The sequence below is a fragment of the Acinetobacter sp. ANC 4169 genome, assembly GCF_002135355.1.
Classification (GTDB): Bacteria; Pseudomonadota; Gammaproteobacteria; order Pseudomonadales; family Moraxellaceae; genus Acinetobacter.
In genome coordinates this window covers 95,352-118,521 of the sequence record NZ_NEGE01000008.1, presented here as the reverse complement: position 1 = coordinate 118,521, position 23,170 = coordinate 95,352, and the positions used below count along the sequence as shown (strand labels likewise).

The window sequence follows — 23,170 nt, the reverse complement described above, 5'->3', positions numbered from 1 at the left end:
TAATGTGTTTTTAATGCCCTCATTTCAGGTTGAGCACACTCTAAATAACCCCCGATTCATCAGAACATCAATAAGTAATAACAAGAGGAATAACCGTATGAATGAATATTTTTCTGGAGGCCCTAGAGGCGGTGAATTCGATGCCATGTATTACTGGAATCAATTTCATCCCATTTTAGCTGCCGTCGCTATTTTATTGATAGGCTGGATTCTGGCTCTGATTATTGCAGCAGGCATTAAAAAAGTTTTAGAAAAACTGGAAACCAACCGCCGACTTTCCGGAGCCACCGGACACCATTCCAATGTTGAAAATATTGTCTCCCGGATTGTGTTTTGGGTGGTCATGATCATTGCGATCATTGGTGCTTTAAATGTACTGAACCTCACTGGTGTGAGTGGGCCGTTTAGCAACATGCTACAACAGATCCTGTTGTTTATCCCTCAACTGATTGCAGCAATAGCTGTTGGCTTTGTGGGCTGGATTGTCGCAAATCTGGTCAAGATGGGATTGCAAAAACTGCTCCACCGTACTCAGCTGGATGAAAAACTCAGTGCGGATGTGGGGGTAAGCCCAATTAGCCAGAATATTAGTGATATTGTCTACTGGCTGATTTTATTACTGTTCTTGCCTATTGTACTGGCTATTCTGGGTTTGAACGGATTATTGTTCCCTGTACAGAACATGGTGAATGAAGTTGTTTCATTCTTGCCGAATATCTTCATTGCCGGTGTAATTGTATTTGTTGGCTATATTCTGGCAAAAATCGTGCGCGGTATAGTTGAAGGCCTGGTTCGCAGTCTGAACCTGCAACAGCAGGCACAAAAAATCGGGATGTTTAAAAATTCCAATTTGCCCCAAGTACTCGGTTCATTCATCTTCGCAGTCATCATCATTACCGCTTTAATCATTGCATTCGAAGCTTTGGGTATTGCGGCAATTTCGCAGCCAGCCACAGCCATGCTGTATGAAATCATGAACGCCATTCCGCATATTATTGCAGCTGGCTTGATCCTGATTCTTGCTTATGTGGTTTCCCGTTTCGTTGCCAGTCTGGTGGTCGATGTCGTTTCTGGAACCGGGGTAGATGAAATTCCGGCCAAAATGGATGCACAGCGCTTCCTGGGTGAAACCAAGGTTTCTACAATTATTGGTTACCTGATTGTGTTCTTTACCATGCTGTTTGCAGTATCTGAAGCTGCAAACCGATTAGGTTTTGAACAAATCAGCGCACTAATTTCGATGTTTATCCAGTTTGGTGCCAATATTCTATTGGGTGCAGTCATTCTGATGATCGGCTTCTGGCTGGCCAATCTGGTGGCACAAGTGATTGGACGGGGCGAATACAACAGTTCACGCTGGCTGGCCAATCTGGTTCGTATCTTAATTATGGGTCTGGTAATTGCCATGGGCTTGCGTGCAATGGGTATTGCCGACTCCATTGTTAATCTGGCCTTTGGTCTAACACTGGGCGCGGTTGCCGTTGCCTTTGCTTTAGCCTTTGGTCTGGGTGGACGTCAGCCTGCAGAACAGGTGCTGAATGACTTAATTGATAAATGCAAAAAAGATGCGAAGGAACCTAATCCTTTGCATACGGAAAATTCGGATCGAATCACTTCAGAGCAGGATTCAAACTCAGTCTCTGCCCATGCTGCACAAGCATTTACTGCACATGGCACATCAGGGGAAAATACAGGTTCCGATCCTTCAGTAGATAAATCTTCTGAACTGGAAATGGATGGAGGAGCACCCGTAACTTCTGGTTCTAACAAACCAGTAGCGGCGAGTCCACACCCAATCTCAGATCAGAAAGAAACGCTCATTCCTGATTTATCCAATGCAACTCCTGCTTCATTAACTACGGCACCGCAAGATGCACAAAAACCGGATCCAGATCAGAGTGTTCCTGATTCCATCCGCGTTGATCCAAAACATCCGCCAGTAAATAATCCTTTTGGATCTACTGGTGAAAAAGAATCCGATGTCGATATCAATAATGACAAAGGTCAAAATAATTCTGGCTCCAGCGATGATAAAAAATAATCGCTAGAATCAGAAAATCAGCCACATGAGCACAAGCAAAGCGCAGCTTTGTTTGTGCACAAGGGAGGAGCATATTTTTTTGTTGCTCCTCATTATGAAGCAGTCAGTTAGCAGGACTAAATTTTCAATTTAGAGCCTGATATCAGTTAAAAAATATACAGCGTTGCAACTATAAAAAAATTATTAACAGATCCTAATCCATACAGGAGATTTAAATGAGTAAAAGAGAACCGAACAAGTTTCTTGCACCAATTGTGATTGCAGGCATTACGGCGGGATTCTTTATTAGTGCCTATAAATTTGTATTTGCCAAATCTAAAGCTGAGCCTCAAGAGAGAAGCCAAGAATATCAAGGAAATTTAGCTGAAAATTCAGATGAAAAATAATCAATAAATGCTCGATTGTTGGCATGTATTATGCTAAATATAATTGCAATATTTATAGAATATAAAGACTTAGTTTTAATATTTTGGAAATATTCATCATTCTATACTAGGACGTATAAATAATTATTGAGGGGAAATTATGATGTTAGTTAAGAAGTTTTTTGATTTATTTGGTCAAACATTCCAACAAGACTGCCAACATACACAAGCAGTTGCAAAGATGAATCAAGCAATTGTGCGTATGCAGCAGAAACAGAATATTGAAATTTTACGTACCGATTATTTAGAATAATTCAGTGCGAATGAATTAAACATATTGCGATGCGGCATGTGCAGACGCCCATGCCCATTGAAAATTAAAACCACCTAAATGACCAGACACGTCCAGCACTTCACCGACAAAGTACAAGCCTTGCTGCTTCTTGCTTTCCATTGTTTTGGATGAAACTTCTGTGGTATCGACACCACCCAAAGTCACTTCTGCAGTACGGTAGCCTTCAGTGCCTGAAGGTTTCACTTCAAACTGATGCAGACGCTTGGCAATCTGTTCTAACTTTTCATCACTTAAATTACCAATTGCCATATCGGCAGACTCTGTCCAGATTAAATTTTGCAGTTCCAGCACCACACTTTTAGGCAGATGCTCATTTAACAAGGTACGCAGTAATACTTTAGGCTGGCTGGCTTTTTTGGTTTTAAAGAAATCCACCAGATCCAGGTAAGGCAGGAAGTTGATATGAAAGCTTTGACCAACATTCCAGTAGTTGGACAGTTGCAGCGAACTTGGGCCACTTAAACCACGATGGGTAAACAGCAAGGCTTCAGTAAAACTGTTTAAATCATTGGATAGGGTGGCATCGACTGCATTACCACTTAAACGTGTGGTCACTTCTTTGAACTGGTCGCTAAAAGTAAAGGGCACCAAGCCGGCACGGGTAGCATGAACATGATGGCCAAACTGTTTGGCAATTTCATAACCGATCCCTGAACCACCCAGCGTAGGAACAGATAAACCACCGCTCGCCACAACCACCGATTCAGCCTGAAAATAGCCGAGAGTCGTTGCGACTTGAAAGCCCTGATCTGCAACCGCTGTTACTGCTTTGACTTCACAGCTGGTTTTAATTTCGACCAAACCGGTTTTCTCGCATTCTTTTAACAACATGGCCAAAATTTCCTTGGCACCGTTTAAGGTAAAGAGCTGCCCGTGTTTTCGTTCTTCGTATTCAATACCGTGTTCGCAAACCAGACCAATAAAGTCCCAGTTGGTATAACGGCTAAGCGCAGAAATCACGAAGTGCGGATTATGCGAAATGTAGTTTTCAGGCTCTACATACAGGTTGGTAAAATTACATTTACCACCACCCGACATCAGGATTTTTTTACCTACCTTGTTGGCTTTTTCCAGCACCAATACCTTACGGCCACGCTGTGCTGCCATAAATGCCAACATCAGACCTGATGCACCTGCACCTAAAACAATGACATCATACTGATTTGTAGACATGAGCAACCTGCGGGAGATAAAAGCAGGGCATTATAGACAATTTTGCGCTCAATTTCAGGATCGATCTGCATCTATGTGCCGACCTTGCAGGCCGCCAGTATGAATGACCAAAATGCGGCTGCCTGCCGGGAAATGGTTTTGGCCAATTAAATCCATCAATCCATACATCATTTTAGCGGTGTAGACCTGTTCCAATGGGAGATGATGCTGATTTTCAAAAGACTGTATAAACTGTAACAGCGCTGGCGTGGTCTTGGCATAACCTCCACAGCAATAAGCATCGGTCATTTGCCAGTTTTTCTTGGTCGTCCATTGTTGTATATCGCGCTGTAAAAAATCACCTTTTAAGGCTGAAAAACCCAGAACCTTTTGATGTGCTGAACTTGCTTCAATAATTCCTGTCATCGTTCCGCCTGTTCCAACGGCACAGCAGATCACATCATAATTTTGCCTGTCTTCGACGGTTAAAATTTCCTTGCAGCCTTGAATTGCAAGGGGATTGGTTCCGCCTTCGGGAATGCGGTAATGCTCTGGATAGTGTTGTTGTAGTTGCTCAAGAAATACAGGGCTGGTCTTTTCACGATATTGCTGCCGGGAGACAAAATGCAGTTGCATCCCAAACTGCTGCGCTGTGGCTAAAGTCGGATTCAATGCTTTGCTTGCCAGTTCTTCACCGCGAATAATCCCCACGCTTTTGAAACCAAATAAATGCGCTGCATATGCCGTTGCAGCAATATGATTGGAATAAGCCCCACCAAAGGTTAGGACTTTATTTACCCCTTGTTTTTGTGCCTCAAGAAAATTGTATTTCAGTTTAAAAAATTTATTGCCGGAAATTTGCGGATGAATTTGATCTAATCGCTTAATCGTAACTGATACAGTAGTATCAAGATTAAGTTTTTGGTAAGCCACTGACTGTGCAATACGATCAAACATTTCATCATGATCTTGGAATATTCAAAGCTATTGTACGCAAAATATTTTTGCCTATAGCACTATTATTTCTTAAGCGCGTGTATCTACGGAGATTGCGACAGACAGGCGAGAGTCAAGATATTCAATTTTTATCAGTCAGTGTATTGAATTAAATTTTGAATGGATATTTCTGTGAAGGGTAAATTTTACTAGCGATATTTATTTGTAAATATATCTTAAAGAATTGAATTAAAAATATAAAAAAATGATCGAAAAATATCCATTAGTGTTAATCTAAAAGATATAACAAGGATGAAAAAGAGGATATGTGATGAAGACGCTATCCGTAGGTTTATCGCTATGCATGTTGCTGTTGATGACTGCTTGCGATGCCAAAAATGACTATAACAAGCCGAAAACCGAAGTCCGTAGCATGATTATTGGTGGTGTTCCTGTGTATGAGCAAGATTATCGGCTTTCTCAGCTGAATGCGCGTGAAATTCAGCCCGTGGCTCAAGAATAAACTGAGCCGAGTTTTAATCCTGAACTTTAAATCAAAATAGACCTGCCAACTGGCAGGTCTAAATTTATATGCATCAATAAATTATTGTGCCGAAATGATGTCCTGATTTTTATTTTCCGGTTTTGTGGACTGCCACTGAAATGGATTTAATTCTGCAAATGTCAGACGAACGATGCTTATCTTTTTTCCAAGCTATACGCTCTTTTCCAGACCCAAATATTGCTCGCTCTACAGCAGCTATGCTCATCTATTTTCTAATAAATGAAGGATTTAATTCACTTGGCTAGTGATTTTATAGGCAATTTTGTAAATGCTTAGTAAATTATTCGGTAAAATTGTGAAAAAGAGGTGAAATACCGGGAGATATTCAGCTTTTTAAATTGTAAAATTGCCGCGAAATTAATTTAAATAGGTGTACCTGTGGAATCATTTTGGATTTTGGGTTCAATTGCATTTGCCTTGATGTTAGGTGCAATGAGTCCTGGACCGACATCCATTTATGTCGCTAAAAATTCAATTGCAATTTCACGTCGGCACGGCTTGTTTACGGCTTTGGGTACAGGTACAGGGGCTGCCATTTTTGGCTTGTTGGCCGTGCTTGGATTACAGGCATTTTTATTGGCAGTGCCGTCAGCCTATTTGGCTTTAAAAATCTGTGGTGGCTTATATCTACTGTGGATGGCTTATAAAATTATTAAACATGCCAAAGAGCCAATTGAATCTGGCCATGATTCAGCAGCGCAAATGTCACTACGCCGTGCATTTACCACAGGCTTAATTACCCAACTTTCCAACCCCAAAATTGCGATTGTCTTGGCCAGTATTTTTACTGCACTTTTACCCAAAGAAATTCCGACCTATTATTATTTTGTGTTACCCATTCTGTGCTTCTTTATTGATGCAGGCTGGTGTTCACTGGTAGCCGTTGCTTTGTCGGCAGAAAAGCCGCGCCGTGTTTATTTAAAATTTAAAGCCGGTTTCGACCGTGCAGCAGGCGGAATCATGACTTTACTGGGCTTGAAGTTGATTTTTGGAATGAAATGATTTCAGGTTTTGGCTTAAACAGAATGATTGTTTAATCATTTAATATTTTTTGTCGATCTGAGATGAGATGTCAGCCAGACATTTATAATTGAAATTGAGCAGATGTTATCTAAGATGAACCAAGGGTAAAATAAACTCTACAAAATAAAAGACCGACGATTCGAGTGATGATGAAATCGTCGGCCAAAAAATCTGTTGCAAGTTTTAGCTTGGGCTGCTGTTCCGCACTAAAACTTGAAACTAAGTTTATTGCTTTAGAAAAGTTCACCGAAAATATTGTGGATGCCGGTACAAATTAACGGTTTATGAACTTCGTACCCTATATAACGCAGGCTTTTACAGATTGGTTGACAATAAAATGAAAAAAAACTCATTTTTTTTTATACTGAAGCTCTAAAAGTTGTTTATGCAGGTACATCGTGTCATTAACTCGATATTTTTTATGGTTTTTTTTATTTTGTTTTATTTTTACCTGTATCTGCGGCGTACTGGCTGCTTTACTGCCAGCCGGCATGGGCGGAATTCTGACCATCGTGCCTTATTTAACTGCAATGATTTTAGTGCTGTATAAGTTTTTAAAGCAACAGAGACGTGCACCGACCGATCAGGAACGCAAAAAAATCACTCTGGGATTCACGGCAATTTTCTGGGGCTATAACCTGGCCTTTTTACTGTTGGGTATTGGGATTTTTGCCAAAGCAAATCCTGAAATTTGGCAGAATTTTCTTTTATATCTCAAAAATCCGCAATTTATGAGTATTGTGCTGATTATGCTTTTATTGATTGCCATCCCGCTTTATCTTTTGACCTATTGGTTTTATGGCAAACAGGCACAGCGTATGGCCAAAAAAATGTTTGGCGAATAAAGCGTCAACATGCGCTCAACCGATGTACGCTTGAATTTGTACTGAGCTTGATCTATAGATAAGAAAAACACGAGTGCTTATCAAATGCAAAAAGCATGTGTCTTGATCACTGGCGGAAGCGGTTTTATCGGTTCGCATTTGCTGCCTTATTTACTGGCGCGTGATTATGCGGTAATTGGGCTGACCCGCCAGAAGAATAAGATTTCACGGCATCCTGATCTCACCTGGATTCAGCATTTAGAAGAACTGAAAACCGATAGGATTGATTATGTCATCAACTTGGCTGGTGAAAGCATTGGCGATGCACGCTGGACAGCCAACCGCAAGCAACAATTGATTGAGAGCCGGGTTGAAACCACGCATCAGCTTTATCGCTATTTGGAAAAGAGACAGATTTTTCCAAAACGGATCATTTCAGGTTCTGCAGTGGGCTATTACGGCATTGATCCGACGGAACAATGGTCCACCATCTGTACCGAACAGTCGATGCCACAAGCGATTTTTATGTCAGAACTGTGCCAGTTATGGGAACATGCAGCCTTAAGTTTCGCGCAGCAGCAAACCAGGATTATTCGTCTGGGCATTGTTTTTGGCCGAAATGGCGGAATTCTGCCGCGTATGTTATTACCAATAAAACTCAATCTGGTGGGGCGAATTGGCCACGGGCGGCAACCTGTGGTCTGGGTACATGTGCAGGATGTGCTGCGTGCCATTGAATTTCTGATGCTGCATGAAACATACGGGCAGATTTTTAATGTGGTCGCACCGGAAAAAGTCTCACAAGGGCTATTTGCCAAAACTGCTGCACAGATGCTGAAACGTAAACCATTTTTTTGTTTACCCAGTTTTGTGTTGCGATGGATGCTGGGTGAACAGTCGCAGTTGGTGTTGAATGGTCAGTATGTATCGTCCAAAGCCCTGCGAGAGGCCGGTTTTGAGTTTAACTATCCGACTTTAAAAAGTGCCTTGCAGGATATTCTAGTCAGCGGTTAAAACAGTTTCGGGTTTTAGTCGTGCAGCACTATAAGGTTCAGGATTGACTAGCGTGGGTTGTTGCAGCATCAGTTGTCTTAACAATCGCGCAGAGGCGGGGCCCATACATAAGCCATTACGGAAATGCCCAAAGTTGGCCCAGAGATTATCCAGATTCGGCATTTTTCCAATATAAGGAATACCAGTGGGGGAGCCCGGTCTTAAACCCGCCCATTGTTTTTCGATCGGGAAATTGGCCAGTTCAGGCACCATTTCAAAACAGGCTTGCAAAATCTTGTCTTTGGTTGCTGCTGTGGGTGTGGTATCAAAACCACAATTGGCCATGCTGGAACCACAGACTACATGGCCATCTAAACGTGGAATTAAATACATCACATCATTCATGCACATGGTTGGCAACCAGTTTTCAGGGGTTTTAAACAGCACCATTTGGCCCTGAACCGGGTGTACCTGAATTTCCAGTTCCAGTTGTTCTGACCAGTGCTGAGACCACGCGCCAGTGGTTATGACAAACTGATCTGCCTGATAAGTTTTGCCATTTTGAGCAAGTACAGACTGAACCTGGCCATTTGTAATTTTGAACTGTTCAATGGGGCAATGTTCGATAAATTCGACTTGGGGATGCTGTTTTAAATAGGCCGTGATGGATTGCAGTAAACGCGGATTTCTGACATTGGCAATTTGTGGGAAATAAATGGCATGCTGGAATTTGGGAGCAATAAAAGGATTAAGCTGTTCGAGCTGTTCCTGTTGCAGATATTCACATTGCTGCATCGGTTCCTGAAATTGCTGGGCATAGTTTAAACCGCGTTCAAAATCAGCCTCATCGAAAATCAGCAGACCGGTTTCATGAATTTCAAAATCAATGCCTGAAACAGGCTTGAGCTTTTCATTCCACTCTAAATACAGTGACTTACCATGTTGAGCCAGTTGATTGACTGCTGATGGATAGCGCCAGGGATACATGGGAGAGAGGATGCCACCGCCTGCCCATGAAGCGGCTTTACCGGCTTGCTGCTGATCGAAAATAGTCACGGAACATCCTTGTTCCACAAGCTCTAGTGCAGACATCAAACCACTGATGCCTGCTCCAATGATGGCAATTTTCATCACTTGCGCCACTGAGCCTTATTTCATGTCTTTCAATTTAAGCGCTGCTTCTTCGGCAAAATAAGTCCAGATCCCATCTGCACCGGCACGGCGGCAACTCATCAGTGATTCAATGATTACGCTGTCAGATAGCCAGCCATTTTGAATGGCGCCAGCCAGCATGGCATATTCACCACTGACTTGATACACAAAAGTAGGCACACCAAAGTTGTCTTTTACTTCACGAACGATGTCGAGATAAGGCATACCCGGTTTAACAATCACCATGTCTGCACCTTCCTGAATATCCAGTGCAATTTCATGCAGCGCTTCAGCGCGGTTACCGATATCCATCTGGTAATTGTACTTGTTGCCGCCTTTTAGGTTAGTCGATGAACCGACTGCATCACGGAAAGGCCCATAAAAGCTGGAAGCATATTTCGCCGAGTAGGCCATGATGTTGGTATAGATATGGCCATTGGCCTCGAGCGCAGTACGAATTGCACCGATACGGCCATCCATCATGTCACTCGGTGCAACCACATCTGCACCTGCTTCGGCATGACTGAGTGCCTGTTTAATCAGGCATTCAACAGTTTCATCATTCAGCACATAGCCGGTATCATCAATGATGCCGTCCTGACCATGCGTGGTATAGGGGTCTAAAGCACCATCTGTAATCAGTACCATTTCTGGCAATTCTTTTTTTAGAAGGCGAACGGTATTTTGTACCAGACCGTCTTCACGCCAAGCGGCTTCAGCGGATAGACTTTTGTCTTCTTGTGGCGTGACAGGGAATAATGCAAGCTTGGAAACACCCAGTTCCAGTAAACGTTCTGATTTTTTTAACAGCAGATCAGCAGATAGACGCTGAACATTCGGCATACTTGGAATATCTTGGGTTTGATTTTGCCCCGGAAGTACGAATACTGGGTAAATGAGATGATCGGTGGTCAGCTGGGTTTCACGAACCATGGCTCGTAATTGGTCATTTTTACGAATACGGCGCATGCGGGTAGCGGGAAATGCTGGACGATTGAACGTATAAGTCATAAAAATCTCAATGATCAGTATTAAACTAGCCGCTATTGTAGACTCATAATTTGAGTTTAGGGCGACTGTATTCATTTTTTTATTCAATCCAGGTAATTCGGGCAGACTATGACGCAAGCAGAGAAAAATTGGACTGGTAACATTCACTTAGGCTCGAAAGTTGATATTGATGTGGTACTTATGCAGCTATGCAAGGCCTTTAACAAATCTCCTTTTTTTCAGCATAACGGCATGACCATGCGGGTTGTGGATGACCAGATTGAAGCCTATATCGAAATGCAGCCGTTTATGATTGGCAATGTCGCCTTCCAGATTTTGCATGGTGGTGTGGCGGCGACGATTTTAGACAGTGTAGGCGGTATTGTGGCCATGGGAGAGCTGTATAAAAAGGCCAACCCTGACGATTTACCCGAAACCATCAAAAAAGTCTCCCGTTTAGCCACGGTCGATATGCGGGTCGATTATCTTGCACCTGGTCGTGGCCAGTCATTTACTGCCCGTGCCGAGACTTTACGTTTAGGTCGTAAAGGCTGCACCATGCGCATGACCTTGGTGAATAATGAAAACAAGCCGATTGCGACTGCAATTGCCTCTTATGCCTATTAAGTTTGCTTTAAGGCCATGGTGCTAAAAGTAGTAGCATTAAACTGTTTATTCGGCATTGAATGAAAATTCAGTGCCGAATTCATTTTTAAAGACTGATGAGTTACATTTTTATTATCGCATGATGATTTTTTGTTATTAAAATGCGTCGTCAATATTAAAGCACAAATGACTTTCTCATCAACATCATCGCATGACAACAATTGTTTTCCTGTCGGTAAATTCTACCTGCAAGTAGGATGTGTAGTGATCAAGTCTGATGGATTTAGGAATAATCGATGACAGATGTTGAAAATACCCTGCCAGAATCAAAACAAGATGAAGCAATTACAGACGGTGCATTAAAAACCAAACGCAAAAAGGCATTAACCATTTTTGCCGTTATTGTGGTGATCATTGCCATCGCCTATGCCATTTGGACGTTATTCTTTAACCACACCGTAAGCACCGATAATGCCTATGTCGGTGCAGAAACCGCTTCTGTCACTTCAATGGTCAGTGGTCAGGTTGAGCAAGTTCTGGTCAGTGACACTCAAGCCGTTAAAAAGGACGACGTGCTACTGCTGGTGGATCATCGAGATGCAGAAATTGCCGTGGCGCAGGCTGAAGCGGAACTGATGAAAGCCAAGCGTCAATACAAGCAGACCCAAGCCAATAGCAGTGCCTTAAATTCACAAGTTTTTGTCAGTGATGATGGTATTCACAGTGCCGAAGCCCAGGTCGCTAAAGCTCAGGCAGAATTTAATAAAGCACAGGAAGATTTGGCACGCCGTACACAGCTGAGTGCATCGGGTGCAATTTCCAAAGAAGAACTCAGTACCGCTCAAAGCACTTTAAACAATGCCAAAGCGGGACTGGACTTGGCCAAGGCAGGATTGGCACAGGCGCAATCCAGTCAAAAAGCGGCACAAAGTACCTTGGCAGCCAATGAAGCCCTAATTCGCGGCAGCAATGAAACCTCAACGCCAGATGTATTGATTGCTCAGGCAAAACTGAAACAGGCATTGCTTGATCTGGAACGCACTGAAATCAAGGCACCGTTTGATGGCGTGGTCACACGCCGCAATGTGCAGGTCGGGCAACGGGTAGCGCCCGGTTCCGTGGTGATGATGGTGGTTCCGGTATCCAAACTGTATGTCGATGCCAACTTTAAAGAAAGCCAGCTAAAGGATGTGCGTGCCGGTCAAAAGGCCACACTGGTATCTGACCTGTATGGTGATGCAGTTGAATATCATGGCACCGTGGTTGGCTTTTCAGGCGGAACGGGTTCTGCATTTGCTTTAATTCCTGCACAAAATGCCACCGGCAACTGGATTAAAGTGGTTCAGCGTTTACCGGTACGTATTGCACTTGATCCTCAAGAGTTGGCCGAACATCCATTACGTGTCGGCTTGTCGATGGAAGCGAAAATTAACCTCGCTTCGAAGTAATGGCTTATGAATAATAATTACGTACCATTCGGCGACCTGAAAGGGGGGCGCCTGATCCTTGCTGCCTTTGTGTTGGCTTTGGCCAATTTTATGGTGGTGCTGGATATGACCATTGCCAATGTTTCCGTGCCGCATATCACCGGAAGTCTGGCGGTTTCCAGTTCGCAGGGAACTTGGGTCATTACTTCGTATGCGGTTGCAGAAGCGATTTGTGTTCCATTAACCGGATGGCTGGCAGGGCGTTTTGGTGCGGTGCGGCTGTTTGTGATCAGCCTGATTGGCTTTACGCTGTTTTCGATTTTGTGTGGATTATCCACCAGTCTGGAAATGCTGGTCTTCTGCCGGATTGGACAGGGTCTATTTGGCGGGCCGATCATGCCGCTCAGTCAAACCTTGTTGATGCGTATTTTCCCTCCGGAAAAGCAATCTCAGGCCATGGGTATGTGGGCAATGACTACCGTAGTCGGACCGATTCTTGGCCCGATTTTGGGCGGTACGATTAGTGATAATTTGTCCTGGCACTGGATTTTCTTTATCAATATTCCAGTCGGGATTTTCTGTGCGGTAGCCGCATTACGCTTATTAAAACCTGCGGAAACGTTAATTTCAAAAATCAGAATTGATACCATTGGACTGTTTTTACTAATTTTATGGATTGGTGCCTTACAGTTAATGCTTGATCTTGGGCATGAAAATGACTGGTTTAACAGTACCTTCATTTGTGTCCTGGCGGTGATTACTGTCGTCGGGTTAATTCTGTTTATTATTTGGGAACTGACCGAACGCCATCCGGTGGTGAATATCCAGATTTTTAGATATCGCGGCTTTACCTTCTCGGTACTGTCTTTGGCCTTTGCCTTTGGTGCGTTCTTCTCCAGTATTGTGCTGATTCCACAATGGGTACAAATTAACCTGGGTTATACCGCAACCTGGGCAGGTTATCTCACTGCGACCATGGGCTTTGGTAGTTTGCTGATGTCACCGATTGTGGCAAAAATGGCAACCAAATATGACCAGCGGATTTTAGCCAGTTTTGGCTTAAGTCTTTTGGCTGCAGTGACCTTAATGCGGGCTTTCTGGACCACCGATGCTGATTTTATGGCACTGGCATGGCCGCAGATTTTGCAAGGCTTTGCTGTACCATTTTTCTTTATTCCTTTGTCCAATATGGCATTGGCTTCGGTGCAGCCACAGGAAATGGCATCGGCTGCGGGCTTAATGAATTTCCTGCGTACCATGGCCGGGGCAATCGGAGCATCTATTGCGGTAACTTTATGGGATGATCACACCAAAGTTGCACGTAGTGAGCTGGTATCCAACTTGCATGTAGATGAAGTGCAAAATACCTTGATGCAAAGGGGTATGAGTTCAGAAGGTGCACTGGGCTATATATCGAGTCTGGTAGATAAAGAAGCCCTAACACTTTCTGCCAACCATGTGTTTTTAATTTTGGCGATGGTCTTTGTTTTTGCTGCATTGATTGTCTGGCTCGCGCCACGGCCAAAACTGGGTGTAGGTGGCGGTGGTCATGCACATTAATCGAAAATTCTAAAATAAAAAACCGCTGCATTCAGCTAATGCCAGTCAGTTAAGAAATTGACTGGTATTTTCTTTTTTAAATTCATGACTGTAGTTGATATGTGGAAAAGTCATCCGCAACTGTTTGAGGCAGGACTACATTAAAAAATGATTGTTTCTGCGATAAATTTGCTACTTGATAGTGGCTGACGAGTTTTGCGGTGAGGAGTATTACTCCGCAAGATGCCTTTCTTGCGAAGCTGTGCTTCTCATTTGGGCGAAACCAAAGTAACAAATGAGCTGCAAAACTTTGATTTAAAACGGTAAGACTCCGTCGTTAACTGCTAAAAAGCTAAAGAGTCTATTTCGAAACTCCTTAACTGATCAGCATTACTGCATTCAGCGGTTTTTTTATAGCGTATTTTATAAGTCTGATTTGGCACGTTTCAGTGCTGTTTGCCATTTATTGAGCTGGCTTTGTCTTTCATCTTCAGACATCTGCGGTTCAAATATTCGTTCAAGTTGCCACGATTGCGCAATCTCATCCAAGTTTGAAAATACACCTGCCTTTAAACCTGCCATTGCCGCCGCGCCCCATGCAGTCGATTCCAGCATTTTAGGACGCAGTACCGGAACATTGAGTATATCGGCCTGGAATTGCATTAGCATGTCATTGCGACTGGCACCACCATCTACGCGTAACTCTTTTAAAGGATGGCTAATGTCGGATTGCATCGCGGTTAAAACATCGGAAACCTGAAACGCAATAGATTCCAAGGCTGCACGGGCGATATGGGCTTTATTGGTTCCGCGAGACATCCCGCAGAGCAGGGCACGGGCATCGCTGTCCCAATGTGGCGCGCCGAGTCCGGTAAAAGCCGGCACCAGAACCACACCATCGGTATCATTCACCTGTCCGGCCAGTTTTTCAACTTCGCTGCTATTTTGAATAATGCCTAGACCATCCCGTAGCCATTGCACGATGGCACCCGCCATAAACACGCTGCCTTCCAGCGCATAAGTGGTTTGATCATGGCATTGCCACGCCAGTGTACTGAGTAATTTATTTTGGCTAAATTGAACTTGATGGCCGGTATTAAACAGCATAAAGCAGCCAGTGCCATAGGTGTTTTTTGCCGTACCGACTTCGAAGCAAGATTGGCCAAAAAGGGCAGATTGCTGATCACCTAAAATCCCCATAATCGGGATATTGGCTCCCAATAAACCTGTGGCAGTGTCGGCAATATAAGTATCCGAGGCAATAATTTTTGGCAAAACCGAATGCGGAATATTAAACAGCTCGAGCAGCTCTTCATCCCAGAACTGAGTTTGCAGATTCATCAGCATGGTGCGTGAAGCATTGCTGGCTTCAATGACATGTTCTGTACCTTGGGTTAAATTCCACATCAACCAGCTATCGACCGTACCAAAAGCCACATGACCCTGTTCGGCAAGTTCACCTAAGCCAGCTACATTTTCCAGTAACCAGACCAATTTACCGGCACTGAAATAAGGGTCGATCAGTAAACCGGTTTTTTGCTGGATAGTCGCTTGCAAATTTTGTTGCAGGAGCTGGTTGCACCATTCAGTTGCACGACGGTCTTGCCAGATAATGGCCGGGGCAAGCGGTTTCCCATTACGCTTATCCCAGATTACCGTTGTTTCACGCTGGTTGGTCAGGCCAATGGCTTTGATGTCTTTGGCAAGAATTCGGGCAGAGGCGAGGGCTTGCTGCACAACTGCAATTTGTGTAGTCCAGATTTCCTGGGCATCCTGTTCAACCCAGCCTGAATGTGGGGTAGAAATATGCGTTTCACGTTGAGCTGTTGCCTGAACTTTTCCTTGTTCATTAAAGATAATCGCACGGCTGGAGGTGGTTCCCTGATCGAGTGCAAGTAAAAAGCTCATAATTATTTCTTTTATAGGACTTGAAAAATAAAATATTAGCGCAATTATTGAATTAATCGCATCTGTTTGTGTAAATGTTTAAAAAACGCACTGCGGGTTTGAACATTTATGTTATGATTGCGGTCTACTTTGGGGATGTTTCTGGCTTCGACGCTGGTGATGAAACTCATAGATGCATGTCGAGAGCGCATTTTCTCTCGTAAATCAAATTTGCATTTTTTAGTCGCAAACGACGAATCATACGCTCTAGCTGCCTAAGGGCAGCTTGTCCGCCTCTCCGAATACTTGTGGTTAGAGAGTCCGACTGAAGCGCACGCACACAAGTCCGTATAAAGCCAAGCCTCGGGGCTTTGTACTAAACTTAGAGGATCGCGATTTGTACCCTGTTCGTCGGGTCACAAAGAGTTAAAACAATAGACGATATCTAAGCATGTAGTATTCTCGAGCGTAGTGCTGGCGGACGCGGGTTCAACTCCCGCCATCTCCACCAAAATTCAATTCAGAGATGTTTGACTGAATGTAAAAAAGCCCTTAAATTCAATGTTTAAGGGCTTTTTTATTGGCTGTATTGTCCGATCCTGTCCTAAGCTGTGTGACCCAATTTTTGCCTTTTGTGGGTAATTATTGGGAAAATTTACCCAATTATTTTTAGTCTAGATAATGGGTAAACACAGATGAAACTCACAGATACGGAATGCAGAAAAGCGCAACCACAAGATAAGCGTTACCGTCTGTCAGATGAGAATGGTCTTTCACTTCTTGTGACTCCTGCAGGACAAAAATATTGGAATGTACGTTATACCGTTCATGGTGAACGTAAGTCAGAGTCGCTTGGTCCATATCCTGACATGAGTTTAAAGAAAGCAAGGGAGCTTGCACTTGAACTCAAATACAAACATTCCAAGTCTGTCTTATACGAAGACATTAAGCCGTTTTTTAAAGAAGTGGCTGAGGACTGGTTTGAGAATCAAAGAGAAACTTGGTCATCTAAACATATTAGTAATGTACGAGCTTCTTTAGATGAGCTCAACGGTACGCTTGCCAATAAACGAATCAATCAGATTAAAGCACCAGATATCTTGCAGATCATCAAAAAGATTGAGGCAAGAGGATCTACTGAAGTTGCTAAACGCACGTTATCCCGTTGTGGCATGGTGATGAAGTATGCCATTGCACATGGCTATCGATATGACAATCCTGCAAGTGATTTAGTTTATGCACTTAAGAATAAAAAAGTGAAGAATTTGGCTTCACTACCTGAAAGTGAAATGCCTGAATTTCTTAGACGTATTAAAGCTTATCCTGCCGATGCGCAAACGCATCATGCAATTATTTTGATCATGCTTACAGGCGTTCGAGTCAGTGAATTACTACAGGCAAGTTGGGATGAGTTTGACCTAGAAGAACGTAAATGGGACATCCCCTCTGAGCGTATGAAGAACGGTTTACCCCATCGTGTACCATTAACAGACATGATGATTGATGAGCTCCAAGCACTACGTTTGACACATAACCAAGACTTGCTATTTCCACATCGTTTAAATAACAAAGAGCCTATGCGTAGTGAATCAATTTTGGCAGTGATTAAGCGTTCTGGTTATGCAGGTCGAATGACAACACATGGATTTAGATCGCTATTCAGTACTGTGTTAAATGAATCAAATTTATTCAATCCTGATGCAATTGAGCGTCAGCTTGCCCATGTGCCACAGAATAGAATTCGTTCTGCGTATAACCGAGCACAGTATTGGGATGAGCGTGTAAAGCTCATGGAGTGGTATGGGGAGAAAGTAAAGGAGTGGTTAAGTTAACTGACTACAATATAAAAAAAACCACGCTTTGATGCGTGGTTTTTTTTCGCGTGCATATAGCTTAAAACTCAAAAATATATTGATTTTATTGGCTAGATAAGGCGGCTTAAATTTATATATTTATTGCCGTTTTTTCTATGATTAAAATTGATTTTTTTGAAAAAATATTGAGTTCTAAACTTGTATCATATATTGTTGTATTTAAATTTAAAACAATAGCTTAAGTTTGAAAAATGAGTATTGAAACTAGATTTATTAAAGAAAAAAAGAAATTTTTTAAGCAGTTAGATATTTTATATAAAGAATTATATTTTTCAGATGAAATAAGCGGTAGTGAAAAAAACTCTTACAGTCCTGCAATAGCTGTTTATGCACTATTAGATACTGCGGTTCCATATTTAATACGAAGCTTGGATAATGGAGTGTGTGAGCTTGATCAGCACTTGAGGCATCAGGGTGTCAGTGCACTATTGGAGGCTTTGAAGCAAGTAAAAGTATTTCCAAAGCTAAATGATATTAGGCATCCTGATGATGAGTTTTTTGAGTGTCATGAATTTAATTATTTTGTTCAGAGAGTTCAAAGTCGGCGTGAGGTGATTGCTTTTCAGAACTCGCAGAGCAACTACAAAGATGAAACTAGATTTTTTCCATTTTCAGCGGATGGTTTTGCTGAGGCTTTTTTAAAAAAATATATCGAATGGCGTGTGGCTAAAAGTCAATCACCTCTAAAAGGCTTGCAATTTGATTTAAAAAAAGAGGTTAATCAGTATTCTGTCTTTTTTAGGGAAGAAATTTATCCACAAATTGAATCGCTCCTTGCTCAAGTTGGGTTTCTCTATGTAGTTGCTTTTAAAGTCACAGTTTACTCAAACCAGGCCGATGACTTTGATTTGAAGCATATGATCAATCTTTTTGAAAATTTTGGTCGGTTGCGCGAAATAAAGTATGTGATGGCAGTCGATTGTTCTTTCGCAAAAAATTGGCAAAGCTATTACGTTGTTTGTCTTGTACAAAATAAGTCTGCATCTACTAATGAAAATAATATTGCACTAAATATAGAAAGAGTCATTCGGGAAGAAATAGAGAACTCATCATCTAAAAGTTTAAGGATTGATGTTGGATCTCTAAATGATAAATTTAGATTGCTTGACTCATCTATGAGTAATGACAAACTTTTTGTGATCAATACTGAGAATGCTAGCAGCGAGCTTATACATCATCTTGTTTTTGGCTTAACTGAAAATTTATTAAATTTTGGCAGATTGAGTCCTATTCACATCGCTTCTAAACAAAGGTCTGAGAATATCGATAATACAAAATTTTTATCAGATGTAGTTAACTTATTGAATGGGGCTCCACGACAGCAAGAATCAAAAAGGAGAACATTGCCGAAGCAAGAAATAATCTGGCTGGAATGTAATGCATTGGATAATTATCAAAGTTTATGGAATATATTGCATTGCTCTAGAACTAAACTGATTTGGGATCAGAAGCATTTGTCTGAAAATTCTAAGGAATACTTGATTCAGGCTTCAATGATTGTTGCTGAGCAGATGGCGATTTGGGGGTTGTCTAAATTTACTGAATTAGCCATTAAAGTTGAAATTTTTATTCTAACATTTATGGAATCTAGCCTTTTAGGTTTTCATCCCATTGATACAGACTATCGTATTAAAAGATGGCATTCCCCTGTATCTTTTGAGCATGTGACATCTCGTCACTTGCTTCAGTTTGCTGAAATACTTAAACAGACTGAATTATTGGCTGAGCTTGAGGTGAAGTTGGAAGGGAAAATAGTCAGTAAAACATTGGGGCACTTTTTTTCAGTCTTCCGTAACCAAATTGATGATACTTATAGTTCAGGATTGCTACAGCATTTTTTATATTTGGATTTGGATTCAGAAAAAAATCAAAAAAAGATAGATAGATTATTGGCAGAGTATCAATTTACAGAGATGTTGTTTTTTCATCCTAAAAAAATAATAAAAATAAACCAGTCAGTTTTGCCTTCTAAGCCAGAATTTAAGGAAAAGGTTGAGAAAGATGTGATTGAAATGGAAGTGAATAGAAGTTCAACCTTAAGAATCGGTAGTAAAGATTCAACTAACTCATTGATCATTGATGACGCTGCTCCTCAGCGGTCTATCAATACCCAACAGATAATAAATAATGAAGGCGCGGATCAAACACTCCATTTGCTTCACATGCAAAGGCATAAGACACGTTTGATTAAGGTTAAAGAAATGTTGCGCTTTGCAATGCGGCAAGATGTTGTGATCATTCGATGTTTATTCTCCGAGCAATCAAAAGACAGGATTACGCAACAAGACCTATCTAAAATTTTCTCAAATATGTTGCAGATAAATAAAAAAAGTTTACCTTTTTCATTCATCACAGGATATTTGGGGTATTGGGAAGGTATAGAGAGAAGTAAGTCCAATAAAATTATCGGGTTTGCGGCCAATGTTGTATTTATATTTAAAGCCCAGGTTTTAATTCATTGTCCAAATTTAATAGATGCTTTATCCATAGCATGGCAGAAATCGTGTGATACCTATAGTCTGGAAAAGACTAGCGTCAGTAGCATTGATGGAGTCGTTAAGCAATTGAGATTGATTCATTCAGTTCCAGAGTTAAATTATGAGCAACTCATACTAGAAACAACACATTATAAATTAGCAAAAATTTTTATTAACCATGTTGCACCAATTGCAGTCTATCAAGACGTGCTCAATGATGAGATCTATCAAAAAGTCCCTAAATGGCTGATTAAAAAAAATGTAAAAATGAGCTCCAGCAAAACTGCAAAGTTAAGAAAAACAAAAACCTAACTTCCGCTTCAATCTTTTCTATAAAAATAGGATAATTTGTAGAGTTTCGACAGCTTGCTATAGAAGCAGCGTTTTGAATTTTATGAGAAGTCTAGTGAGTACATTTTGAGTTAATCTGACTAGGATATATATTTAATATATATTCTATTTATTAAATACTTAATCTTCTTAATCAACCTTCATCACTCCAAATGATGAAGGTTTTTTTATTGAGTTCAATGCTTACGTTCATGTGTAAAAAATACTGAGCAGTGATTCCTATGTCTTTCACCTAACATAGGAAATACATTCGTGAACGAAGCACAAACCTTACTTGATATTGAAAACTTCATGCTTAAGGTATCTAGAAGAAAATACCGCTGGAATGATTTCCAATTTGACTTTGATACACTTAAAAGCAAAGCAAGAGCTGTTCACAATCCAGACTGTACATACAGCCCTTTAGTAGAAGCCTATTTCAATCTGCTCCCTGAAAATATTTCTTGTGAGGATCAGGAGATTTTTGAAAGTAAGAGCGTATTTCAATGCTTACAGCGTGAGTTGGCTGAAAAGCAGGAAAGCTTCTTGGATGGATTCATTGATCAGATTCGAGATAACCAAAGAAGTTTAAAAAAATATTTTAATGAGCTGTTAGATCGACATCGTAAGCTACTCTTGGTAAGAGTTGATCTGTCATACAAGGCTTTGTCACAACCGAGTATAGGTAAGTTCAATCGTGATATTGAGAAGTTGGTTAGTCGCATTCAAGATAAGGATACTATTTTTAAGGATCAGGTCGGGTATGTTTATCGTCTAGAGCAGGGTGGAAAAAGCAGAGGGTATCATTGTCATCTGTTGCTGATATATAACGGTTCTTTGCGTAATCGAGATTCTTACTTAGGACAGTGCATTGGTGAATTGTGGAAAGATAAAATTACAGGAGGGTGTGGACAGTTTTATAACTGCAATCAAGCTGAGCATAAAAAGTATTATTGGGGTTTGAATCAGTTAGGTATTGGAATGATTGAAAGGCGTAACTCTAAAGAGGTAGGGAACGCGTTAAAAGCAATAGGTTATTTAGCTGATTTAGAGAAGAATGACCAATACTTAAGAGCTCCTTTGAAGGGAATGCGGAAGTTTAGTAAAGGTGGCTCAGGGCCCAGAAATCGGGATTCCAAAAAATCATAGATATACATCATTAACATGAACGAAGAATGTTTATTCACACATTCAAAGGCTTATCAATCGGTAGGCCTTTTCATTTTAAAGGTATATCTTATGAACATTACATGTCCTTATTGCCATTCCGAAAGTGTTAGCCGTGAAACAGCTCACTCAGGGAATGCGAATAATTTGTCGTCTATGGCAGGCGCTGGAATTGGAGCGAGCCTTGCTAAAAGTTTTCCTTCGCCATTCTCACCCATTTTAGGCGGCTTGGCGGGTGCAGTGATCGGCGGTTTGCTTGATAGCATTATTCAGCCTTCAAAGCCGCAACAATCTGTGACGTTCTTTCATTGTCATAACTGTCAGCGAAATTTTAATTAATATAAGCCAGAGGAAATTTCAAAAACATCGTTCGCATGATCTTCAATGATGTTTAACTAAACTTATGATCCAACTTTCCCAAATAATGTAGAGATTACCTAAAATAGCTTCAGCTGATCAGCCGAAAATAATATGGGAGCAGTAGCTCCCATATTTAGTTAGCTGAAAATTTCAATTTACAGCCGAGATACTATAAAAGGCAATTAATGTATGGCTGGGTTAAGCTCAGACAGAGGAAGAAGTGGTTATTTACACGCACCTTTCTTTACAGCTTGCACCATGCGCGGTTCATTCGGATAGCTGTCCAGCACTAAGCAAATTTTTTGTTTAGATTTTGCAGATTGCTGAATCAGCATTTCACCCTTGATCGGGCTGGTTCCGCCTGCGTTATACACCATATAACGTTTGCCAGAAACAGTTTTAAAGGTGAAGGCATCCCCTAATTCACCATAGCCTTCAATCTTCTTTACCGTGGCTGTGACTTGGTTGCTGCTTGCCATAGTGCTTACGCTGACTCCAGTGAGTATGGCAGTTGTTAAAAGTACTTGAGTGAACTTGAATAGGGCTGTGTTCTTAATATTGTTCATCATTTATTTCCCTTATTTTTTGTTCTCGATATACAGCAACACTGCTAAGCCTTGAGCGAAAATGCGCTCATCCGATTTTGAGCTGCTCCCGCCACTGTAAAACACTGCATCGCCTGCATCAGATAAGGCAATGGCACGGTCGCTGCTCAGCGTAAATCCTTTCCATAAACCGTACCCATCGCCTGATTGTGCATAAGGCTTAATTTTCATCCCGCTGATTTTGAAATTGTCAGGAATGGACTGCCATTGTTTAGATAAAGCGTAAAAGGCATTACATTTTTGATCACCGCCGCAGCGCTGTGCTTTAGGTGCTAGGTTTGGGTTTTTATAGATTTTTTGCATTGCAGCCGTGTCTGCATAACTACTAGACATAACGGCGGCAAAGCTGACCCCAGCGAGGATTTGAACTAATTTTTTCATAAAGATGTCCTTGTTATATTGCATTGAATGTTTTGTTCATTTTTATTCAGCATCAAAAGCTTGGAAATTCATCAGCCTATTGGTTCATGCGTCAAAAATTTTTAGCTTAAAATTACTGAGT

At 41.5% G+C, this 23,170-nt stretch carries 22 protein-coding genes and 1 other RNA gene; 16 read left to right on the top strand and 7 right to left on the bottom strand.

The annotated features are described in order from the left end of the window. Positions 1–97 precede the first annotated feature (97 nt). The 3 genes from B9T26_RS07915 (at position 98) to B9T26_RS15665 (ending at position 2,719) form a co-directional block, all read left to right on the top strand. Positions 98–2,041: a mechanosensitive ion channel gene (locus tag B9T26_RS07915; RefSeq protein WP_086199173.1), complete on the top strand. Its 1,944-nt coding sequence runs from the start codon at positions 98–100 to the stop codon at positions 2,039–2,041. A 215-nt stretch (positions 2,042–2,256) separates the two neighbouring features. Beyond that, a complete protein-coding gene (locus B9T26_RS15670; RefSeq protein ID WP_086199172.1) occupies positions 2,257–2,427 on the top strand; it encodes a hypothetical protein in 171 nt (56 codons plus the stop codon). Between the two features lie 139 nt (positions 2,428–2,566). After that, complete coding sequence (locus B9T26_RS15665) at positions 2,567–2,719, top strand: hypothetical protein (protein ID WP_171262957.1); 153 nt, start codon at positions 2,567–2,569, stop codon at positions 2,717–2,719. Positions 2,720–2,734: 15 nt separating this feature from the next. On the opposite strand, the gene B9T26_RS07905 is transcribed toward B9T26_RS15665, so the two are convergent. Beyond that, entirely contained in the window at positions 2,735–3,934 is a 1,200-nt protein-coding gene (locus B9T26_RS07905; protein WP_086199171.1) for an NAD(P)/FAD-dependent oxidoreductase, read from the bottom strand. A 54-nt stretch (positions 3,935–3,988) separates the two neighbouring features. Further along, positions 3,989–4,870: a 1-aminocyclopropane-1-carboxylate deaminase/D-cysteine desulfhydrase gene (locus B9T26_RS07900; RefSeq protein WP_086199170.1), complete on the bottom strand. Its 882-nt coding sequence runs from the start codon at positions 4,868–4,870 to the stop codon at positions 3,989–3,991. A 310-nt stretch (positions 4,871–5,180) separates the two neighbouring features. Between B9T26_RS07900 and B9T26_RS07895 the strand changes: the two genes are divergently transcribed. The 5 genes from B9T26_RS07895 to B9T26_RS07880 all read left to right on the top strand — a co-directional run bounded on the left by B9T26_RS07895 (position 5,181) and on the right by B9T26_RS07880 (position 8,275). Beyond that, positions 5,181–5,372: an NF038215 family lipoprotein gene (locus B9T26_RS07895; protein ID WP_086199169.1), complete on the top strand. Its 192-nt coding sequence runs from the start codon at positions 5,181–5,183 to the stop codon at positions 5,370–5,372. A 420-nt stretch (positions 5,373–5,792) separates the two neighbouring features. Further along, positions 5,793–6,416: a LysE family translocator gene (locus tag B9T26_RS07890; RefSeq protein ID WP_086199168.1), complete on the top strand. Its 624-nt coding sequence runs from the start codon at positions 5,793–5,795 to the stop codon at positions 6,414–6,416. 167 nt (positions 6,417–6,583) lie between these two features. Beyond that, entirely contained in the window at positions 6,584–6,715 is a 132-nt protein-coding gene (locus B9T26_RS15885) for a hypothetical protein (RefSeq protein ID WP_264754448.1), read from the top strand. A gap of 117 nt (positions 6,716–6,832) precedes the next feature. Then, a complete protein-coding gene (locus B9T26_RS07885; protein ID WP_086199167.1) occupies positions 6,833–7,282 on the top strand; it encodes an ABZJ_00895 family protein in 450 nt (149 codons plus the stop codon). Positions 7,283–7,366: 84 nt separating this feature from the next. After that, positions 7,367–8,275 carry a TIGR01777 family oxidoreductase gene (locus B9T26_RS07880; RefSeq protein ID WP_086199166.1) on the top strand — a complete coding sequence of 303 codons (909 nt, stop codon included), beginning with the start codon at positions 7,367–7,369 and terminating at the stop codon, positions 8,273–8,275. Here B9T26_RS07880 and thiO read toward each other — a convergent pair. Beyond that, positions 8,261–9,385, bottom strand: coding sequence for a glycine oxidase ThiO (gene thiO / locus B9T26_RS07875; RefSeq protein WP_086199165.1), 1,125 nt, complete (start codon positions 9,383–9,385; stop codon positions 8,261–8,263). The genes B9T26_RS07880 and thiO overlap by 15 nt on opposite strands. An 18-nt stretch (positions 9,386–9,403) precedes the next feature. Further along, entirely contained in the window at positions 9,404–10,417 is a 1,014-nt protein-coding gene (hemB, locus tag B9T26_RS07870) for a porphobilinogen synthase (RefSeq protein ID WP_086199164.1), read from the bottom strand. Positions 10,418–10,525: 108 nt separating this feature from the next. On the opposite strand from hemB, the gene B9T26_RS07865 reads away from it, so the two are divergent. The 3 genes from B9T26_RS07865 (at position 10,526) to B9T26_RS07850 (ending at position 13,989) form a co-directional block, all read left to right on the top strand. Then, entirely contained in the window at positions 10,526–11,023 is a 498-nt protein-coding gene (locus tag B9T26_RS07865; protein WP_086199163.1) for a thioesterase family protein, read from the top strand. A 275-nt stretch (positions 11,024–11,298) separates the two neighbouring features. After that, positions 11,299–12,450, top strand: coding sequence for an HlyD family efflux transporter periplasmic adaptor subunit (locus tag B9T26_RS07855; RefSeq protein WP_086199161.1), 1,152 nt, complete (start codon positions 11,299–11,301; stop codon positions 12,448–12,450). 6 nt (positions 12,451–12,456) lie between these two features. Further along, positions 12,457–13,989 carry a DHA2 family efflux MFS transporter permease subunit gene (locus B9T26_RS07850; RefSeq protein WP_086199160.1) on the top strand — a complete coding sequence of 511 codons (1,533 nt, stop codon included), beginning with the start codon at positions 12,457–12,459 and terminating at the stop codon, positions 13,987–13,989. A gap of 402 nt (positions 13,990–14,391) precedes the next feature. Here B9T26_RS07850 and glpK read toward each other — a convergent pair whose 3' ends face one another. Next, positions 14,392–15,876, bottom strand: a complete 1,485-nt coding sequence (gene glpK, locus B9T26_RS07845; protein WP_086199159.1) for a glycerol kinase GlpK — start codon at positions 15,874–15,876, stop codon at positions 14,392–14,394. A gap of 131 nt (positions 15,877–16,007) precedes the next feature. Here glpK and ssrA point away from each other — a divergent pair. The 5 genes from ssrA (at position 16,008) to B9T26_RS07820 (ending at position 22,042) form a co-directional block, all read left to right on the top strand. Next, positions 16,008–16,366, top strand: a transfer-messenger RNA (tmRNA) gene (gene ssrA / locus B9T26_RS07840). A gap of 184 nt (positions 16,367–16,550) precedes the next feature. Beyond that, entirely contained in the window at positions 16,551–17,687 is a 1,137-nt protein-coding gene (locus B9T26_RS07835) for a tyrosine-type recombinase/integrase (RefSeq protein WP_086199158.1), read from the top strand. 233 nt (positions 17,688–17,920) lie between these two features. Beyond that, entirely contained in the window at positions 17,921–20,518 is a 2,598-nt protein-coding gene (locus B9T26_RS07830) for a hypothetical protein (protein WP_086199157.1), read from the top strand. Positions 20,519–20,809: 291 nt separating this feature from the next. Next, the gene (locus B9T26_RS07825; RefSeq protein WP_086199156.1) at positions 20,810–21,685 is read left to right on the top strand and encodes an inovirus-type Gp2 protein; all 876 of its coding nucleotides are present in this window, start codon (positions 20,810–20,812) and stop codon (positions 21,683–21,685) included. A gap of 90 nt (positions 21,686–21,775) precedes the next feature. After that, positions 21,776–22,042: a hypothetical protein gene (locus tag B9T26_RS07820; protein ID WP_086199155.1), complete on the top strand. Its 267-nt coding sequence runs from the start codon at positions 21,776–21,778 to the stop codon at positions 22,040–22,042. 245 nt (positions 22,043–22,287) lie between these two features. On the opposite strand, the gene B9T26_RS07815 is transcribed toward B9T26_RS07820, so the two are convergent. Together B9T26_RS07815 and B9T26_RS07810 are read right to left on the bottom strand one after the other, a co-directional pair. Then, positions 22,288–22,632: a hypothetical protein gene (locus B9T26_RS07815; protein WP_319823186.1), complete on the bottom strand. Its 345-nt coding sequence runs from the start codon at positions 22,630–22,632 to the stop codon at positions 22,288–22,290. A 9-nt stretch (positions 22,633–22,641) separates the two neighbouring features. Continuing rightward, positions 22,642–23,049 (bottom strand): hypothetical protein, encoded by a 408-nt coding sequence (locus B9T26_RS07810; RefSeq protein WP_086199153.1) that lies wholly within the window; start codon positions 23,047–23,049, stop codon positions 22,642–22,644. Positions 23,050–23,170 lie beyond the last annotated feature (121 nt).

What these genes read in the sequence shown, in the direction of transcription:
- B9T26_RS07915 (WP_086199173.1), top strand. Translation starts at nt 98, where the DNA reads ATGAATGAATATTTTTCTGGAGGCCCTAGAGGCGGTGAATTCGATGCC.
- B9T26_RS15670 (WP_086199172.1), top strand. Translation starts at nt 2,257, where the DNA reads ATGAGTAAAAGAGAACCGAACAAGTTTCTTGCACCAATTGTGATTGCA.
- B9T26_RS15665 (WP_171262957.1), top strand. Translation starts at nt 2,567, where the DNA reads ATGATGTTAGTTAAGAAGTTTTTTGATTTATTTGGTCAAACATTCCAA.
- B9T26_RS07905 (WP_086199171.1), bottom strand. Translation starts at nt 3,934, where the DNA reads ATGTCTACAAATCAGTATGATGTCATTGTTTTAGGTGCAGGTGCATCA.
- B9T26_RS07900 (WP_086199170.1), bottom strand. Translation starts at nt 4,870, where the DNA reads ATGTTTGATCGTATTGCACAGTCAGTGGCTTACCAAAAACTTAATCTT.
- B9T26_RS07895 (WP_086199169.1), top strand. Translation starts at nt 5,181, where the DNA reads ATGAAGACGCTATCCGTAGGTTTATCGCTATGCATGTTGCTGTTGATG.
- B9T26_RS15885 (WP_264754448.1), top strand. Translation starts at nt 6,584, where the DNA reads ATGATGAAATCGTCGGCCAAAAAATCTGTTGCAAGTTTTAGCTTGGGC.
- B9T26_RS07880 (WP_086199166.1), top strand. Translation starts at nt 7,367, where the DNA reads ATGCAAAAAGCATGTGTCTTGATCACTGGCGGAAGCGGTTTTATCGGT.
- thiO (WP_086199165.1), bottom strand. Translation starts at nt 9,385, where the DNA reads ATGAAAATTGCCATCATTGGAGCAGGCATCAGTGGTTTGATGTCTGCA.
- hemB (WP_086199164.1), bottom strand. Translation starts at nt 10,417, where the DNA reads ATGACTTATACGTTCAATCGTCCAGCATTTCCCGCTACCCGCATGCGC.
- B9T26_RS07865 (WP_086199163.1), top strand. Translation starts at nt 10,526, where the DNA reads ATGACGCAAGCAGAGAAAAATTGGACTGGTAACATTCACTTAGGCTCG.
- B9T26_RS07855 (WP_086199161.1), top strand. Translation starts at nt 11,299, where the DNA reads ATGACAGATGTTGAAAATACCCTGCCAGAATCAAAACAAGATGAAGCA.
- B9T26_RS07850 (WP_086199160.1), top strand. Translation starts at nt 12,457, where the DNA reads ATGAATAATAATTACGTACCATTCGGCGACCTGAAAGGGGGGCGCCTG.
- glpK (WP_086199159.1), bottom strand. Translation starts at nt 15,876, where the DNA reads ATGAGCTTTTTACTTGCACTCGATCAGGGAACCACCTCCAGCCGTGCG.
- B9T26_RS07835 (WP_086199158.1), top strand. Translation starts at nt 16,551, where the DNA reads ATGAAACTCACAGATACGGAATGCAGAAAAGCGCAACCACAAGATAAG.
- B9T26_RS07830 (WP_086199157.1), top strand. Translation starts at nt 17,921, where the DNA reads ATGAGTATTGAAACTAGATTTATTAAAGAAAAAAAGAAATTTTTTAAG.
- B9T26_RS07820 (WP_086199155.1), top strand. Translation starts at nt 21,776, where the DNA reads ATGAACATTACATGTCCTTATTGCCATTCCGAAAGTGTTAGCCGTGAA.
- B9T26_RS07815 (WP_319823186.1), bottom strand. Translation starts at nt 22,632, where the DNA reads ATGATGAACAATATTAAGAACACAGCCCTATTCAAGTTCACTCAAGTA.
- B9T26_RS07810 (WP_086199153.1), bottom strand. Translation starts at nt 23,049, where the DNA reads ATGAAAAAATTAGTTCAAATCCTCGCTGGGGTCAGCTTTGCCGCCGTT.